Consider the following 16,640-nt stretch of genomic DNA (forward strand, 5'->3'; position numbering starts at 1 on the left):
CGGCATACGCAATGAGTGCGACTGAGAGACAAAGGGATCTGACGTGAGCGACGACCTGCCTCCCAACGACGGAGACGACGTCAACGAGACACCCGACGAGAGCATCGACGACATCCTCGGGCCCGACCCGGCTGACGACGACGCCGCCGACGAGGGCGACCCGGACGCCAGCGCGGTCGTCGTGCCGGCCGACATCGGCCAGCACGACCGGGTCGAGCCGATCGACCTCAACACCGAGATGCAGCGCAGCTACATCGAGTACGCGATGTCGGTCATCGTCAGCCGCGCCCTGCCCGACGTGCGCGACGGCCTCAAGCCGGTGCACCGGCGCATCGTCTACGCGATGTACGACGGCGGCTACCGCCCCGACCGCGGCTACAACAAGTGCGCGCGTGTCGTCGGCGACGTCATGGGTCACTACCACCCGCACGGCGACTCGGCGATCTACGACGCCCTGGTGCGCCTCGTGCAGGACTGGTCGCTGCGCTATCCGCTCGTCGACGGCCAGGGCAACTTCGGCTCGCGCGGCAACGACGGCGCCGCGGCCCCGCGATACACCGAGTGCCGGATGGCCTCGATCGCGATGGAGATGGTCCGCGACATCGAGCAGGACACCGTCGACTTCGTCCCGAACTACGACGGCAAGACGCTGCAGCCGGCCGTGCTGCCGAGCCGTTTCCCCAACCTGCTCGTCAACGGCTCCGCCGGCATCGCCGTCGGCATGGCCACCCAGATCCCGGCGCACAACCTGCGCGAGGTCGCGGCCGGTGCGCAGTACTACCTCGACCACCCGGACATCTCGCGCGAGGACCTCCTCGAGGCGCTGCTCGGCATCATCAAGGGCCCGGACTTCCCGACCGGCGCGCTGATCATGGGGCACAAGGGCATCGAGGAGGCCTACCGGACCGGCCGCGGCTCGATCATCATGCGTGCCGTGGTCGAGGTCGAGGAGATCCAGAACCGCCAGTGCCTCGTCGTCACCGAGCTGCCCTACCAGGTCAACCCGGACATGCTGGCGCTCAAGATCGCCGATCTCGTCAAGGACGGCAAGATCTCCGGCATCGCCGACATCCGCGACGAGACCTCGGGCCGCACCGGTCAGCGCCTCGTCATCGTCCTCAAGCGGGACGCCGTCGCCAAGGTCGTGCTCAACAACCTCTACAAGCACACCCAGCTCCAGACGACGTTCGGCGCGAACATGCTCGCCCTCGTCGACGAGGTGCCGCGCACCCTGCCGCTCGACGGCTTCATCCGGCACTGGGTCGACCACCAGGTCGAGGTCATCGTCCGGCGCACGAAGTTCCGCCTGCGCAAGGCCGAGGCCGACATCCACATCCTGCGCGGTCTGCTCAAGGCGCTCGACCGTCTCGACGAGGTCATCGCCCTCATCCGCGGGTCCCGCACGGTCGAGATCGCCCGAGAGGGCCTGATCGAGCTGCTCGAGATCGACGAGATCCAGGCCAACGCGATCCTCAACATGCAGCTGCGCCGCCTCGCGGCTCTCGAGCGCGAGAAGCTCATCGAGGCCCACGACGAGCTGCAGGCCCTCATCGACGAGTACACCGCGATCCTCGCCTCGCCCGTGCGTCAGCGCGAGATCATCAGCGAGGAGCTCGCCGACATCGTCGAGCGCTACGGCGACGAGCGACGCACGACGATCGTCCCCTTCGACGGCGACATGTCGATGGAGGACCTCATCCCCGAGGAGGACGTCGTCGTCACGATCACCCGCGGCGGCTACGCCAAGCGGACGCGGGTTGACCAGTACCGATCGCAGAAGCGCGGCGGCAAGGGCGTGCGTGGCACGTCCCTGCGAGGAGAGGACGTCGTCGAGCACTTCTTCACGACGACGACCCACCACTGGCTGCTCTTCTTCACCAACCTCGGCCGCGTCTACCGGGCCAAGGCCTACGAGCTGCCCGAGGGCTCGCGGGAGAGCAAGGGCCAGCACGTGGCCAACCTGCTCGCCTTCCAGCCCGGCGAGCAGATCGCCCAGGTGCTCGCCATCCGCGACTACGCGAAGGCCGACTACCTCGTCCTCGCCACCCGCGCGGGCCTCGTGAAGAAGACGCGCCTGGCCGACTACGACTCCAACCGCTCCGGCGGCCTCATCGCGATCAACCTGCGCGAGGGCGACGAGCTCGTCGGCGCCGGCCTGGCCTCCAACCGTGACGACCTGCTGCTCGTCTCGCGCAAGGGGCAGTCGGTGCGCTTCACCGCGACCGACGAGGCGCTGCGCCCGATGGGGCGCTCGACCTCGGGTGTCACCGGCATGAAGTTCCGCGACGGCGACGACCTGCTCGCGATGTCGGTCGTCGAGGAGGGCGAGAGCCCCGACGTCTTCGTCGTCTTCGAGAACGGTCTCGCCAAGCGCACGCCCGTCTCTGAGTACCGGCTCCAGGGCCGCGGCGGCCTCGGCATCAAGGTGGCCAAGCTCTCCGACAAGGGCGGCGACCTCGTCGGGGCCCTGACGGTGATCGAGACCGACGAGGTTATGGTGGTCATGGAGAAGGGCAAGATCGTGCGCTCGCGCGTCGACGAGGTGCGCCACACCGGCCGATCCTCGCAGGGCGTGAAGTTCGCGACGCCCGACAAGGGCGACTCGATCGTGGCCGTGGCCCGCAACGCCGAGTCCGAGATCGCGGTCGCCGAGATCGAGGACGGCAACTCGGTGGAGCAGCCGTCCGGCACGGGAGCGCCCGCTACGGTTCCCAGCGCTGATGGCGTACCGTCGGACCAGACGTCGGGTGACGAGGCGAGCTCGTCGGACGCCGACAACGGAGGTGACGAATGAGCGCGACCAGCCCTGAAGGCTCCCTGAGCCGGCCCGGTACGTCGACGCGATCGGGCAGCGGGTCGGGCTCGTCCGACGGCAGTGGCCAGAACGCGTCCTACTACGCCTCGGGCGGCGCGGGCGCATCGACAGGTTCGAGCGGCGCGACCGGGACCACCTCGGGTGCCGCCGGCGCCGACCAAGGCACGCCGCTCTCGCGCGGCGCGGTCACCAACCGCACCGCCCCGACCCAGCGCGTCGGTGCGGGTCAGGCGAACAAGTCGGGCTCAGGCCCGTCGGGCGCCTCCGCGGCAGCTGGCGCGCGCACGGCGACGGCCGCGCGCAAGCACAAGGGCCCACGCCGGGTCCGTCTGGCGGTGGCGCGCGTCGACCCGTGGTCGGTCATGAAGATGAGCTTCCTGCTCTCCGTCGCCCTCGGCATCGCGGGCGTCATCCTCACCGCTGTGCTGTGGATGATCCTGTCGACGATGAACGTCTTCAGCGACATCGAGGGCGTGCTCCAGTCGCTGCAGACGACGACGTCCGACCCGTTCTCGATCAAGGACTACGTCGGCTTCGGCCGCGTCGTGTCGCTCTCGATCGTCATCGGTGTCATCGACGTCATCCTCATGACCGCGATCGCGACCGTCATGGCCTTCCTCTACAACATCTGCTCGGCCCTCGTCGGCGGCGTGCAGCTCACGCTGACCGACGACTGAGCCCGCCCGGCTCAGCCGGCCACACGGCATACGCAAACGGCCCCCACCCTCGCGGGTGGGGGCCGTTTTGTATGAGGTGAGGTGCATCGGGTAACGTTTCCCCTCGCGTCCGGTCAACCTCTCTGACGGGGTGGGACGGCCGCGCGAAGGTGACGATGGGCCTATAGCTCAGACGGTTAGAGCGCTTCCCTGATAAGGAAGAGGTCGGAGGTTCAAGTCCTCCTAGGCCCACCATCACCGCCACCACGGAGAGGATCCCTCGCATGCTGAAGCGTCTCGCCCTCATCGGTGGCGCCGTCGCAGGCGTCGTGTTCCTTCGCAAGAAGGCGAAGCAGCAGCAGGCCGAGCAGGACCTGTGGACCCAGGCCACGGACGACGTGCACGCACCGGTGCCGCCGGCTCCGACTCCGGCTCCCGCGGCGACCGACGAGGACTCTTCCTCGTCCTGACCGCTCCCCCCACTCGGGGCCATGGCGCAATTGGTAGCGCACCTGCTTTGCAAGCAGGGGGTTAGGGGTTCGAGTCCCCTTGGCTCCACCACAGGTCAGAGCCCCTTCCCGGTCACCGGGAAGGGGCTCTTTCGTGTCCGTAGGTGTGAAAAGTGCACGCAAGATGTTCTCCGCCCGCTAGCGTGCATCCAGGGCAATGGGGGCGGCACCTTCCGCCGTCAAGGGGGGAACGATGATGGGACGAATTCTGCTGCCGGTCATGGCGGCTGGCACGTTGACGGTCGCGCTGGCAGGGGCTCCGGTCAGTGCCGCGACGGTGGGGACCTCGGGCCCGGCAACGGTGGCGCTGTGGCATCTCGACGAGCAGCCGGGCGACACGGTGGCGGTGGACAGTTCGGGGCGAGGCCACCACGGTGCGATCGGCGCGGACGTCCTGCCCGGTGTCCCCGGTCAGTTCGGCACGGCCTTCGAGTTCCCCGGCCCCAGCGCGAAGGTCACGGTGCCGTCGGCCGATGACCTGAACCCCTACCTGTCGCCGTTGACGGTCTCGGCCTACCTCTGGGTGCCCAGCAGCCTCACCGGCGGTGACTACAACGTCCTGCAGAAGGGCCAGGCCAACGCGGTCGGCGGCGCGTACAAGCTGGAGATCGTCGGCACCGCGGGGGCGAACAAGTTCGGCTACCCGGACTGCGCGTTCAACTCTCCCGGCGGGGCCAAGAACCGCGTCTATGGACCGAAGCGGATCAACGACGGCTCCTGGCACCAGGTCGAGTGTCACCTCACGGACACCCAGGCCTATGTCACCGTCGACGGAAAGTCAGGCCCCGTCGCGACCCGAGTGGTCGGGAGCATCGCCAACTCGGTCTCGCTGACCATCGGTGGGAAGCCCAACGACACCCACTTCTACCAAGGCCGCGCGGACGAGGTGTCCATCACGATCGGCTGACCCGGAGGAAAGCAGCTGCGACGAGAAGGGCGACGCCTGCGAGGACGAGCCAGGGTATGACGTTGAGGTCGAGCGAGCTGTGGTTGCGGAAGACCCAGTCCGACACCGAGTAGCTGAGGACGCCGACAGCCCAGCCGCCGAGCAGGACCCGCCCCGTGGCGGCGTCGAGGCGCACCGCCGCCATGGTGACGCCCAAGGTCAGCAGGCCCCACACGAGAGCAACGGCTGCCCAGTAGGGCACCTCCGGAGCGAGGAACACGGCGTAGGCGACGAAGAGGGCGGTCGTGACGAGCCCGACGCACAGGGCCACGAGAGAGCCCGGGGCGCGCCGGTCGAACCGGTGGAACAGCACCTGGGCGCTCGTGGCGGCAACCAGTACGGCCGCGAGACCTGCCGCGCCGGCGAGGAGCTGACCGGCGAGCGCCAGCCACCAACCGGCGTCGACGCGATCGAGGCCGGAGTCGCGGACCACACCGATCATGGTCAGCGAACCGGCACCCGCGACGGCGCCGGCGGAGGCGAGGAACGCCACGGACACCGGCGTGCTTACACGGGGCACGAACGCCACCACCCCCGCGGCCAGCGCCAGCAGTGCACGGATGCCGATGGCCGGGATCTGCTCCGGTGCGTTGTCCGAGTAGGTCCCGCCGTCGAACCAGGGCGCAAGCATGCTGAGCAGCAGGATCAGGCCGCCGATGAGCGCCGCGCCGCCCGCGACCCGGCGTCGCCACGGTGCACCCGTGGTCGGGGACGGGGACGGGGACGGGGACGGCGACGGGGACGGGGATGGGGACGGGGATGGGGACGCGACGCGGACGCGCGGTTCGGCGGCCTCGTGCACGGGCGCGGCAGCCTCGGGTGGTGTCTCGACCGGGCGCAGGCGCCGACCGATGAGCGCGCGACCGCCGGGCTCGGAGTCCAGGGTGGGATCCGAGCCGATCGTGGCAGCGGGCTCGACCACGGGCTCGTCCACGGGCTCGTCCACGCGCTCGTCCACGCGCTCGGCCACCGGCGGTGCGGACTCGAGGAAACCGGTCCGGCGGCCCACGGAGGCCGTGACCGGCACGACGACGGACCCGGTCGGGCTCGTCAGGGTGAGGCTGCCGGCATACGGCTGGTCGGTCGGCGAGAAGGTGACGGTCACGACGGGTCCCTCGACGACGGCGCTGAGCGGAGGATCGGCGTCGACGCGCACCTCCCGCGCGAGCGCAACGCCGCTCACGCGCAGCTCACGCTCGACGGCGGCGACGGCCCCGGCAGCGATCTCACCGAAGTCGAGCGTCGCCGGGCTGACCCCGGGGGCCGCCCCCGCGATGACGGCGGCCGCGTCGTCGGCGACGGCCTTCGTGTCGGAGCGGGCGATGCCCTGGAGCGCCTCGAGAGCGCCGAGCGCGACGCCCAGGTCCGGATGCCCGAGCCGGTCGCGCAGCTCGACGACGGCGCCCCGGCGATAGGTGGGGTCGGGCTCACGCAGCGCAGCGACGATCGCCTCGGGGATGGGCAGCGGGCGCACCTTCTTGTGGCGGCTCTTCGCCAGGTAGACCTCGCCGGACATCTCGACGTCACGGCCGGGCGTCTGGCGGGGGTTCTGCTCCTGAACCCGGTCGAAGACGTAGTCGTAGAGCTCACCCAACGACACGAGGCCGTCCTCGTCGCGGTCCGCCTCGCCGGTCTGCAGGCCGTGGACGACGGCTGAGGTGAAGACCGACGGCTGGACCTCGTGGTCACTGGTCAGGGTCGTGCCCTCGAACGCGTACTCCATGGCGCTCGAGGCGCTGATCACCGCGCGCCCGCGCCCGCCGCCGAGGCGACCTGAGGGGAAGCTCTCCATGACGTTGACCGGGCCGGCCGCCCGGACCGCCACTCCCTCGCCGAAGGCGCCGCCATAGCAGCAGTCGAGGAAGAGCACGATGGTGCGTGCTCGGGCGGAGCGCATGCACCGCTGGATGAAATCGGCCGGCACCGCGGTCGATCCCAGCCGGTCCGGCCGCGTGTTCCGAGCCGCGATGAACAGCTCGCCGGAGTCGCTCTTGAGGCCGTGGCCTGAGAAGTGCAGCAGCAGCAGGTCGTCCGGACGGCTGTCCGCGAAGAGGTCGTCGATGTGCGACTGCACCTCGTGCGAGGCGGCGTTGTGCACGATCGACACGTCGAAGCCGCCGATCTCGGGGTCCCCGAGGACGCCGGCCAGGGCCCGCGCGTCGGCCTCGGGAGCGCGCAGCTGGCTGAGGCTCGCGTGGTCGTAGGTGTCGTTGGCGATGATGAGGGCGCGCCTGGCCGGCGCTGCGCCGCCCGTGGCCCCGCTCATGGCGCCCCGCTCATGATGCGCCGCTCATGACGCGTCCACGTCCTCGTGCCGCGACAGGAACAGCGCGACAAGACGGTCATGCTCGTCGTCCGTGACGCCGGTGAGCTCGAGCACGTCCCCCGCGATCTCGATCCGCACCGAGCGGGCGTCCCGCGTGCCCCGTCCCAGCCAGTCCCGCACCGAGGCGACGAGGGCGGTCAGGCCTCCGGACCCGAGCACGGCCACCATCAGGGTGCCGAGGGTCTCGACATCGAGCCCGCGGGTGTTCTCGGGCACCGGCACACCGGGCGCCGCCCCCGGGAGGATCTCCAGGGCACCGACCTCGTGGAGCTGCTGGCGAAGCTGTCGGTGCAGCAGGTCGAGGCGTGCGTCATCGGACCCGCGCTCGTCGAACTGCACCTCAACCGTCGTGCCCATCGGCTCACCTCTCGGCGCCGAACCCCTACCTGATCGATCGTACGCGGGTGCGACCACGGGCGGTCGGCGTTGGAGCGGCGGCCCGCGCGACCATGTACGTGCTGTATCGGGCCCTGAAGGCAAGGTTCAGTTGGGTGGGCCCAACCGGACGGAGCTGACGTTGGGGTGTCGGCGGCTGCGTCAGTGCTCCGGTGGGTGGAGCAGTGACGCAGCGCGCCCTCTAGATCTCGTCATCGACGGGCACACGCACGGCAAGGCGACGGAGGGCTGGCTCGAGGGTGACTCAGCGACGCTGCGCAACCAGCTCGCCGTGGCCGGTGGGGACCGGCGCCGGTCACCCCAGGTGGAAGGTGATGTCCTTCGTCTCGCCTCGCTCGAGGTGCAGTCGGGTTGCCGCGGTCTGGTTCGAAGCACCGTCGTACCACCAGGTGTGACCGGTCTCGAAGTCCCGCATACAGATGGTGAAGTCGCCACTCGGCAGAGCGCTTGCGTGGAGCGCGTGGCCGTCCCACCAGAGCGAGCCCACCGGCTGCCCGTCCGCATCGAAAATGTCACCCTCGAGCCCCGCGGGCGCGGCTTGACCGGAGCTGGTCACGACCTGGCCGGTCACCGTGCCACCGGGTGCGAGCTGGGCATTCATCGTCGCAGTCTTGGCGGCCTTGACGCTGATCGCTGACCCTGAGGAGAGCCTGTCGGCGTCACCGGACCACTCGGGGGCCAGCTCGGGACGGCGCGAGTCGGTGTAGACGACGGGGGTGTACGAGCCGGCGGGCAGACCGATGATGGTGTAGCGGCCGTCGGCGTCCGTCACCGCGTCGTACCGCCCCTCACCCGGTCCAGCCCGGCCGGGCAGACGGCCGCTGGCATCGACCCAGGCGAGGTGAACGTAGCAGCACGAAACCTCATAATTGGGAGGAATACGACGGCAGGTTTCAGCGCACCGCGGCTGCGCGGGCGGGATCCTGGAAGAGACGCACAGCCGATCCACGGGAACTTCCTATGGCGCAGGACCGGCTCGGGTGCCATGCTCGGTGGAGCACCACCTCGCGGCACGCGATGTGATGCAATCTTCATCGAGCCTCTCGCGCAACCAGCCAGACAGGGTCTAGACTGGTTGCAGCGAAGGGTTGGGCACGCACGAACCGCGCCCAGCCCTTCTGCATGTGCTGGCTCGCGCTGTCCCCCTGTCGGTGCGAGCCAGCTCAAGCAGAGAAGGACCCGGATGCCCTCGGCATCCGGGTCCTTCTCTTTGTCCTGCCTCTTTGTCCTGCGCCTGTGTCGCGCGGGGCGTCAGCTCTGGCTGTCGCCCTGCTCCTGGTCCAGCTTGGCCTGGGCCGAACCGCGCGGGGAGTCCGTCGTGGAGGCGCCGTTGATGGTGCCGCCCTCGACCGCCTCGGAGGTGATCGCGTCGGAGTCCGGCGCGGCGTCGACCGCCGTGACCTCACCCTCGCCCTCGGTGGCGACGGCGTCGGTCGCCTCGTCGACGGCTTCGCCGGAGCGGTCCTTCGCGTCGGCGATCGCGGACTGGCCCTTGGCGGCGAGGTCGCCGGCCTTGTCCTTGGCCGCGTCGGCGATCTCGGCGCCCTTCTCCTTGGCCTTGCTCGCGGCGTCGGCGACAGCGTCCTTGGCGTGGCCGACCTGCTCGGCCGCCTTGTCCTTGAGCGTCGCCGCGTCGGAGCCGAGGGTTCCGCCCGCGCCGGTGCGCGTGTCGAGTGGCGTGGCCCACGGGTCGTCGGCCTGCTTCTGCTTGCGGAAAGCAGCAACGGCGGCCACCGCGGCCGCGCTCAGGCCGATGGCGATGAGCCACCTGCCCTTGCCGCGCCGCTGCTTCGCGACCGCGTCGCCCTTGAGCACCGCGTAGGCGTCGTGGGCGCGGTGGCCCCCGACGGCCGCGGACTCCTTGGCCTGGGCGGCGGCACGCTCGAGGTGCGGCTGGGCCGCGTCACGAGCCTGCTCGAGGTGCGGCTGGGCCGCCTCGCGAGCCTGCTCGGCACCGGCGGCGAGAGCCGCGGCGGCCGTCGCGATGGCCGCGCCGACCTTGGGCAGCACGTTCTCGACGAGCGTCGACTGCGCGGCCTCCACCTTCGGCTTGGCGGCCGCCGCCGCGTCGTGGAACCGCTCGCGCGCGGTCTCGGCCGCGTCCTGGAGCGCCGGCGTCGCGGCCTCCCTCGCGGCATACGCGCGGTCCTTCGCGGCTGCGGCGGCATCGCTCGCGGTGTCGGCGGCGCTGACTTTCAGCGAGCCGATCCGGTCGCCTGCCGCGGTGCCGAGGTCGGCCGCCGTGGAGCGTGCCTGGTCAACGGCAGCCTCCGTGCGGGACTGCTTGGTTCCGAACATACGTCCTCCTAGGTCCTGTCGTCCTTACCCATCCTGCCAACTTCGGCCACGTACCGCACGGACACCTCCCGAACGTGACCACCCCGACAGTCTCGGCGTATGCCGTGTCGCCGGGGTCGGGTGTCACATCGTGCCGTCGTGTGGCGGCTGGGTCCCGCGCGGACCCGTGTCGGCGTCCTCCGGGATGGGCGCGTCCTGGTGCCTGGCGGGTGCGGTGGGCAGGTGGTCGAGCCCGAGCACGGTGTCCTCCAGGGTCGTGTCGGCCAGAGCCTCCCGCGTCGGCACGGAAAGGTCGCCGGCCGCCGCGTCGAAACCGCCCTCGTGCACCGGCGCCGGCCCGGACGTGTGGCCCTCGGCGATCTTGTCGACGCCGCGGCCGACCTGCTCCCTGACCTTGGCGACCTTGTCGGCGTACTTGCCCTCGGTCTTCTCGTCGATCTTGGTCGTGGCCGTCTCGACGTAGCCGTCGATCTTCTCGCGGTTCTGCGCGGCGTAGTCGCCCGCCTTCTCACGCGCCTGCTTCGCTGCCTGCGTCGCGGTGTCCTGCAGCTGCTTGGCCCTGGTCTCGAGATCGAGCTCCTCGGCCTTCTTCTTCAGGTTGTCCAGAAACGACATCGGCACTCCGTCCTCGACCGGCTCCGGCCGGCTGCTCATCGGGTCGCGTCCCCAAGCTGCTGTGAGGACGATCCTTCTCCTTGGCCAACGGTGGGTGCACCGTCAGCGGTCCGCGTCACACGGCGCATACCCGCCCGAACGGCATACGTGCTCGGTCGTGCGAGGATTGGCCCCATGAAGGCAACCCTGCACACGAACCACGGTGACATCGTCATCGACCTCTTCGAGCACCAGGCCCCGAAGACGGTGGAGAACTTCGTCGGTCTCGCCAAGGGCGAGAAGGAGTACAAGGACGACGCCGGGCGCACCAACCCGACCCCGTTCTACGACGGCCTGATCTTCCACCGCATCATCCCGAACTTCATGATCCAGGGCGGCTGCCCGATCGGTCAGGGCTTCGGTGGCCCCGGCTACGCGTTCGACGACGAGATCAGCCCCGACAAGGACTTCACCAAGCCCTACATCCTCGCCATGGCCAACGCCGGCAAGCGCATGGGCAAGGGGACCAACGGCTCGCAGTTCTTCATCACCACCGCGCCGACCACCTGGCTCCAGGGCAAGCACACGATCTTCGGCGAGGTCGCCGACCAGGCCTCGCGCGACGTCGTCGACAAGATCGGGGCCGTCGCCACCGGCGCCAACGACAAGCCCCTCGAGGACGTCGTCCTCAACTCGGTCACCATCGAGGACTGACCCTCCAGCACGACAGATCCACAGCAGCAACGCACGACAGCTACACCGCCCACGGACGTGACCGGCAGGGGGACTCCCGTTGTCTGACAACCCGACCAGTGGCCAGCCCGGCCAGCCCCCGCTCGAGCCGGGAGTGCCGCAGCCCGCTGCCGGTCCGTCCGTGTGCCCGCGCCACCCCGACCGCGAGGCCTACGTCCGCTGCCAGCGCTGCGGCCGGCCCGCGTGCCCCGAGTGCCAGCGGCCCGCCGCCGTCGGCATCCAGTGCGTGGACTGCGTACGCGAAGCCGCCCGGACCACGCCCAGCGCTCGCACCGTCTTCGGTGGGCGGGCCACCGACGGCACGCCCGTCGTCACCTACGCGATCATCGGCATCTGTGCGGTCGTCTACCTCGCGCAGCGCGCCAACTCGAGCGTCACGCAGAACTTCGCCTTCGCGCCGTTCCTCGGGTGGACCGAGCCGTGGCGCTTCGTCACCGCGGCCTTCCTGCACTCCCCGCAGACGGTCTTCCACATCCTGCTCAACATGTTCGCGCTGTGGTCCCTCGGGCAGTACCTCGAGCCGATGCTCGGTCGCGCCCGGTTCGCCGCGCTCTACCTGATCAGCGGCATCGGCGGACAGGTGGCCGTGACGCTCATGGCCGGCTCGCCCACGATCGCGGGTCTGCGTGCCGGCCTGGACGACGCCTGGCTGACCCCCGTCGTCGGTGCCTCCGGGGCCATCTTCGGGCTCTTCGGGGCGCTCCTCGTGCTAAACCGGCACCTCGGGCGTTCCTCGGCGGCGATGTACGCGACGATCGCGATCAACGCCGCCTTCGGCTTCTTCTACCCCGGCATCTCGTGGCAGGCCCACCTCGGCGGGCTGGTCACCGGCGTCATCTGCGCCGGCGTCATCGTCGCCTTCCGCCGACAGGGTGTGCGCCACCTCGTGTGGGCCGCCCTCGGAGCCGTCCTCGTGCTGCTCGTCGCGGTCACCGTCGGGAAGTACCTCACCGTCCCCGAGGCCATCCGCGAGCTCAGCATCTTCGGGTGACGGATCCGTGCACCTGATCTGCGTCACCGGCCCGCCGGCCGTGGGCAAGATGACGGTTGGCCGGGCGGTCTGCGACCTGACCGGCTTCCGGCTCTTCCACAACCACATGTCGATCGAGCCGTTGCTCGGCGTCTACGACTTCGGCACGCCCTCGTTCCGGCGGATCAACGCGATGATCCGCCGGGAGGTCATCGCCGAGTCCGTCGTCGCCGGGCTGCCCGGCCTCGTCTTCACCTTCGCCATCGACCTCGACGACCCCAGGGAGCTCGAGCAGCTGCAGGAGCTCGTCGAGTCCGTGGAGCGTGCCGGCGCCCCCGTCGACGTCGTCGAGCTCTGCGCACCCCAGCACGTCCGCCTCGCCCGGGAGGGCGGTGCTGACCGGATGGACCACAAGCGCAGCAAGCGCGACGTCGATTGGGCCCGCGCCCATGTCGTCGACCTCGAGTCCCGTGCCCGGTTCACCACCGACCCCGCGCGGGACGGCGAGCGACTGCTGCCGGGGCACCGTCACCTGCGCCTCGACAACGACCACGCGGACGCCCGCCGGACCGCCGAGCGGATCGTCACCGAGCTCGGTCTGGCGCGGCTCTGAGGCTCCTCGCGGCGAGGCCAGCAGACGGTTATCCACGGGCTGTGGACAAGCCTGTGGATGTAGTTACACAGATGTCATTCATCCCCAGCTGGGGACAACTGTGTGGATAACCGGGGACCTGCGCGCTGGAGGTTGTGCACGGCCGTCATCCACAGGTGTGGACCGACATGCACGACGCCGGCTGTCCACAGGTGTGGACAGCCGGCGTCGGGCGGTCTGTGCAGGGTGAGCCTCGCGGCTCAGCGCCACCGCATCGTCATGATGAACCCGCCCATGAGCAGGACGAAGCCCACGCCGAGGTTCCAGACCCCGATGGACCCGATGGGGTACTTGTACTCGGTCACGTAGTAGACGACGATCCACAGCAGCCCGAGGACGAGCAGCGTGATGAAGACGGGCGCCCACCAGGTGGGGTTGGGCTCGGCGGCCTTGCTCGTGCGGGGCGGGGTGTATGCCGTCGCCTTGTGGTCGCGGCCTTTGGACTCGGGCACTGCGTTCTCCTTGCTCTGAGTTGAGGCAAGGGTAACCAATGACACGCGTGGCGTCCCTGCCTGAGCAGGCACGACGGCCGTCCGGTGTCGAGGAGAACACGGAGATGCCTCCACCGCGCCGCGCCCGCCCGCCGCGCCTGCCCGTACCGCCGGTCCGTCGACGAACCGTGACGAGGCACAATGGTGGCGGCGCGGACGGTCCGCGCGAGCGAGGTCAGCCGTGATGAAGGACGCCGAGACGCCGGAGCAGGGCGTGGGCGAGGACGCCACCGGCATCGTCGACCCTGTCGACCCTGCCGACGTGGCTGACGCGCCCGTCCGTCTGCGGCGACGCCTGACCTGGCGTCTGCTCGTGCCCGTCGTCACGGCAGCGGCCGGCGTGATGTTCGCGCTGAGCTTCCAGACCGCCCAGGGCCGTGACCTGCGGGGTGACCGTGACCTTCCCCAGCTGATCATCGCCGGCGACGCCCGCGTCGCCGCGCAGGCGGGTGTCCTCGACGAGCTGCAGAAGGAGGTCAAGAGGCTGAGCACGACGAGCGCCCCGGCTGACCAGCACCTCTCGAGCCTGACCCGCGCCGCCGACGAGCTGGCCCCGACCGCCGCGACGACCAAGGTCCGTGGCCCGGCGCTCGAGGTCACGCTCGACGACGCCAAGCGCACCGCCGACTCCCTGCCGGACGGCTTCACCGCGGACGACATCGTCGTGCACCAGCAGGACGTCCAGGCCGTCGTCAACGCGCTGTGGACCTCGGGCGCCGAGGCGATGATGATCCAGGACCAGCGGGTCATCGCCACCAGTGCCGTCCGCTGCGTCGGCAACACCCTGATCCTGCAGGGCCGGGTCTACTCCCCGCCCTACCGCATCACCGCCATCGGTGACATCGACCGGATGGAGCGGGGCCTCGACGCCGACCCGTCCGTCACCATCTACAAGCAGTACGTCGACGCGGTCGGTCTCGGCTACGGCCTGCACACCCTGGGCTCGACCGAGTTCCCGGCATACTCGGGTTCGGTCGACTTCCAGTACGCGACCCCGATCCGGCCGACCACCGGCACCCCGTGACCTCTCCCGACAGGCCCGCATGAGCATTCGCATCCTCGTCCGTACCGTCGGCGAGCTGTTGCTGACCGCTGGGCTGCTCGTCGGCCTCTTCGTCGTCTGGCTGCTCGTGTGGCAGGCCCACGTGCAGGATGCGGGTCAGGCCGATGCGGTCAGCGGTCTCGAACGCAGCTTCGCCGCCCCGCCGCCCTCGCCCTCCGCCGGGCACGCACCGGCCGTTACCCCCGCCGAGACGCAGCCGAAGCCGGGTGAGCTCTTCGCGGTGCTGCGCATCCCGCGGCTCGGTGGCGACTGGGCCAAGCCCGTGCGCGAGGGGGTCGGCGCCGACGTCCTCGCCGACGGGATGGGCCGCTACCCCGGCACGGCCCTGCCGGGTGCCGTCGGCAACATCGGCATCGCCGGTCACCGCTCGGGGCACGGCAACCCGCTGCTCGACGTCGACCTCATCCGCCCCGGCGACGTCCTCGTCCTCGAGACGAAGAGTGCCTACAACGTCTACCGCGTCGTCCGGCACGAGATCGTCGCGCCGGACCGCTCCGACGTCGTCGCGCCCGTGCCGGAGCGCCCGGGGGTGAAGCCGACCGAGCGTTGGTTCACGCTGACGACGTGCAGCCCCCGGTGGGGCAACACCTCCCGCTACATCGTCTTCTCCAAGCTCGAGACCACCATCCCGCGCGCCCAGGGCCTGCCTGCCGCCTACCTGACCACGCCGAAGGACCTCTGACCGATGTATGCCGCCCTCTGGCGCCGACTCCCCGGTGGCCGCCTCGCGAAGTCCCTGTCCGCGTTGGTGCTCTTCGCCGCTACCGTGGTGATCCTGTTCGGCTGGGTGTTCCCCGCGGTCGCCCCGCTCCTGCCCTTCGAGGACGTCACGGTCCAGGGTCAGCCCAGCCCGCACACCGTCAGCACGCAGAAGTAGGCCCGCATGACCCGCATCCTCGTCGTCGACAACTACGACAGCTTCGTCTACACCATCGTCGGCTATCTCGAGCAGCTCGGCGCCGACTGCACCGTCGTGCGCAACGACGCCGTCCCCGCGTCGGATGCGGCTGCCTACGACGGGGTGCTCGTCTCCCCCGGACCCGGCGCGCCCGAGGACGCGGGGGTCTCGCTCGAGATCATCGCCGAGTGCGCCCGGCTGGCCAAGCCGATGTTCGGGGTGTGCCTCGGTCACCAGGCCCTGGGCGTCTTCGCTGGTGCCACGGTGGGGCGGGCGCCCGAGCTGCTGCACGGCAAGACCTCGCTCGTGCACCACGACGGCACGGGCGTCCTGGCTGGGCTGCCCAGCCCGTTCACGGCGACGCGCTACCACTCGCTGACGATCGACCCCAAGACCCTCCCGGGCGAGCTGCTCGTCACCGGTCACACCGACTCCGGTCTCGTCATGGCGGTGCGCCACCGCGACCTGCCCCTGCACGGCGTCCAGTTCCACCCCGAGAGCGTCCTCACCGAGGGCGGGCACCGGATGCTCGCGAACTTCCTCGCGATGTGCGGCGACGTCCGCGCCGTCGAGCGGTCGGTCGGGCTCAGCCCGCTCGTGACCGCCGCTGTCTGACCCACCCCGCGACCCGGCACACGACGAAGGGCCCTCCCGGACGGGAGAAACGTTGCAGTAGCCCATCCCCAGCGCAACGGCGAAGTCGTCTGCGAACACGAGACCGGCAGTCAATGCACCAGACGGCCGCGTCAGGCACGATCGCGCTATGCGCGTGCAGCTGACTAGGTTCCCGATCCGGCACGGCAAGAGGGCCCTGGTCGACGAGTGGATGGCCTGGATCGAGGCCAACCACGATGCGGCGCTCGAGACCTTGCAGCCGGAGCGGATGTACGTCGAGTCCATCTTCTGCGACACCGTTGATGGGGTCGACTACCTCTTCTGGTACACCGTGCAAGGGCCCGGCGGTAGGCGCGTCGAGGAGTCCGAGCACTGGATGGACCGTCGCCACCTGGAGTACTTCCGTGAGTGCGTCGACGAGTCCGCAATACCCGTCAGTCTTCGTCCACGTGTCCACCTCGTGCAGGACCAAGTCGCGTCAGCCATGACGCCCGAAGAGGAGACCTAGATGTACCCGGTCACGACGTTGGTGACAGACGGCTGATCGGGGGGAGGCCTTTCAGGGCGGTGTGGCGTCGTCGAGTGTTGTACTCATGCAGCCAGGGTGCAAGGGCGGAGGCTCGCTCGTCGTTGCTGGTGAAGACCTGGCGGTAGGCCC

19 protein-coding genes and 2 tRNA genes are annotated in these 16,640 nt (G+C 70.1%); 14 read left to right on the forward strand and 7 right to left on the reverse strand.

Annotated features, from left to right (window positions below):
* Window positions 1–43 precede the first annotated feature (43 nt).
* From gyrA to AB4030_RS20355, 6 genes are all read left to right on the forward strand, one after another.
* Window positions 44–2,794 carry a DNA gyrase subunit A gene (gene gyrA / locus AB4030_RS20330; protein WP_442281015.1) on the forward strand — a complete coding sequence of 917 codons (2,751 nt, stop codon included), beginning with the start codon at window positions 44–46 and terminating at the stop codon, window positions 2,792–2,794.
* Complete coding sequence (locus tag AB4030_RS20335) at window positions 2,791–3,492, forward strand: DUF3566 domain-containing protein (protein WP_442281016.1); 702 nt, start codon at window positions 2,791–2,793, stop codon at window positions 3,490–3,492. The genes gyrA and AB4030_RS20335 overlap by 4 nt, the downstream gene beginning before the upstream one ends.
* A 157-nt stretch (window positions 3,493–3,649) precedes the next feature.
* A tRNA-Ile gene (locus AB4030_RS20340) sits at window positions 3,650–3,726 on the forward strand.
* 29 nt (window positions 3,727–3,755) lie between these two features.
* On the forward strand, window positions 3,756–3,941 hold the full coding sequence (locus AB4030_RS20345) for a DLW-39 family protein (RefSeq protein WP_442281017.1): 186 nt from the start codon (window positions 3,756–3,758) through the stop codon (window positions 3,939–3,941).
* Window positions 3,942–3,956: 15 nt separating this feature from the next.
* Window positions 3,957–4,032, forward strand: a tRNA-Ala gene (locus tag AB4030_RS20350).
* Window positions 4,033–4,173: 141 nt separating this feature from the next.
* Window positions 4,174–4,887, forward strand: a complete 714-nt coding sequence (locus AB4030_RS20355; protein ID WP_442281018.1) for a LamG-like jellyroll fold domain-containing protein — start codon at window positions 4,174–4,176, stop codon at window positions 4,885–4,887.
* On the opposite strand, the gene AB4030_RS20360 is transcribed toward AB4030_RS20355, so the two are convergent.
* The 5 genes from AB4030_RS20360 to AB4030_RS20380 form a co-directional block, all read right to left on the reverse strand.
* Window positions 4,874–7,192 carry a caspase family protein gene (locus AB4030_RS20360; protein WP_442281019.1) on the reverse strand — a complete coding sequence of 773 codons (2,319 nt, stop codon included), beginning with the start codon at window positions 7,190–7,192 and terminating at the stop codon, window positions 4,874–4,876. The genes AB4030_RS20355 and AB4030_RS20360 overlap by 14 nt on opposite strands.
* A 24-nt stretch (window positions 7,193–7,216) precedes the next feature.
* Complete coding sequence (locus AB4030_RS20365) at window positions 7,217–7,609, reverse strand: hypothetical protein (RefSeq protein WP_442281020.1); 393 nt, start codon at window positions 7,607–7,609, stop codon at window positions 7,217–7,219.
* 334 nt (window positions 7,610–7,943) lie between these two features.
* Complete coding sequence (locus AB4030_RS20370) at window positions 7,944–8,420, reverse strand: hypothetical protein (protein WP_442281021.1); 477 nt, start codon at window positions 8,418–8,420, stop codon at window positions 7,944–7,946.
* Window positions 8,421–8,899: 479 nt separating this feature from the next.
* Window positions 8,900–9,946: a hypothetical protein gene (locus AB4030_RS20375; RefSeq protein ID WP_442281022.1), complete on the reverse strand. Its 1,047-nt coding sequence runs from the start codon at window positions 9,944–9,946 to the stop codon at window positions 8,900–8,902.
* A gap of 123 nt (window positions 9,947–10,069) precedes the next feature.
* Window positions 10,070–10,561, reverse strand: coding sequence for an antitoxin (locus AB4030_RS20380; protein WP_442281023.1), 492 nt, complete (start codon window positions 10,559–10,561; stop codon window positions 10,070–10,072).
* 174 nt (window positions 10,562–10,735) lie between these two features.
* Here AB4030_RS20380 and AB4030_RS20385 point away from each other — a divergent pair, with 174 nt between their 5' ends.
* The 3 genes from AB4030_RS20385 to AB4030_RS20395 all read left to right on the forward strand — a co-directional run bounded on the left by AB4030_RS20385 (window position 10,736) and on the right by AB4030_RS20395 (window position 12,876).
* Entirely contained in the window at window positions 10,736–11,254 is a 519-nt protein-coding gene (locus AB4030_RS20385; protein ID WP_442281024.1) for a peptidylprolyl isomerase, read from the forward strand.
* A gap of 79 nt (window positions 11,255–11,333) precedes the next feature.
* Window positions 11,334–12,284: a rhomboid family intramembrane serine protease gene (locus AB4030_RS20390; protein ID WP_442281025.1), complete on the forward strand. Its 951-nt coding sequence runs from the start codon at window positions 11,334–11,336 to the stop codon at window positions 12,282–12,284.
* Window positions 12,285–12,291: 7 nt separating this feature from the next.
* Window positions 12,292–12,876 carry an AAA family ATPase gene (locus AB4030_RS20395; RefSeq protein ID WP_442281026.1) on the forward strand — a complete coding sequence of 195 codons (585 nt, stop codon included), beginning with the start codon at window positions 12,292–12,294 and terminating at the stop codon, window positions 12,874–12,876.
* 239 nt (window positions 12,877–13,115) lie between these two features.
* On the opposite strand, the gene AB4030_RS20400 is transcribed toward AB4030_RS20395, so the two are convergent.
* On the reverse strand, window positions 13,116–13,367 hold the full coding sequence (locus tag AB4030_RS20400) for a cell division protein CrgA (protein WP_056750107.1): 252 nt from the start codon (window positions 13,365–13,367) through the stop codon (window positions 13,116–13,118).
* 223 nt (window positions 13,368–13,590) lie between these two features.
* On the opposite strand from AB4030_RS20400, the gene AB4030_RS20405 reads away from it, so the two are divergent.
* From AB4030_RS20405 to AB4030_RS20425, 5 genes are all read left to right on the forward strand, one after another.
* A complete protein-coding gene (locus tag AB4030_RS20405) occupies window positions 13,591–14,430 on the forward strand; it encodes a DUF881 domain-containing protein (RefSeq protein WP_442281027.1) in 840 nt (279 codons plus the stop codon).
* 19 nt (window positions 14,431–14,449) lie between these two features.
* Window positions 14,450–15,151: a class E sortase gene (locus AB4030_RS20410; RefSeq protein ID WP_442281028.1), complete on the forward strand. Its 702-nt coding sequence runs from the start codon at window positions 14,450–14,452 to the stop codon at window positions 15,149–15,151.
* A gap of 3 nt (window positions 15,152–15,154) precedes the next feature.
* On the forward strand, window positions 15,155–15,346 hold the full coding sequence (locus tag AB4030_RS20415) for a hypothetical protein (protein ID WP_442281029.1): 192 nt from the start codon (window positions 15,155–15,157) through the stop codon (window positions 15,344–15,346).
* A 6-nt stretch (window positions 15,347–15,352) separates the two neighbouring features.
* Window positions 15,353–15,982 (forward strand): aminodeoxychorismate/anthranilate synthase component II, encoded by a 630-nt coding sequence (locus AB4030_RS20420; protein ID WP_442281030.1) that lies wholly within the window; start codon window positions 15,353–15,355, stop codon window positions 15,980–15,982.
* Window positions 15,983–16,130: 148 nt separating this feature from the next.
* Window positions 16,131–16,490, forward strand: coding sequence for a DUF6176 family protein (locus tag AB4030_RS20425; protein WP_442281031.1), 360 nt, complete (start codon window positions 16,131–16,133; stop codon window positions 16,488–16,490).
* Between the two features lie 10 nt (window positions 16,491–16,500).
* Here the strand turns inward: AB4030_RS20425 and AB4030_RS20430 are convergent.
* Window positions 16,501–16,640: integrase core domain-containing protein (locus tag AB4030_RS20430; RefSeq protein ID WP_442280715.1), on the reverse strand; the 140-nt coding region annotated here is incomplete at its 5' end.

This window comes from Terrabacter sp. 2YAF2 (assembly GCF_052114705.1).
Taxonomy (GTDB): domain Bacteria; phylum Actinomycetota; class Actinomycetes; order Actinomycetales; family Dermatophilaceae; genus Terrabacter.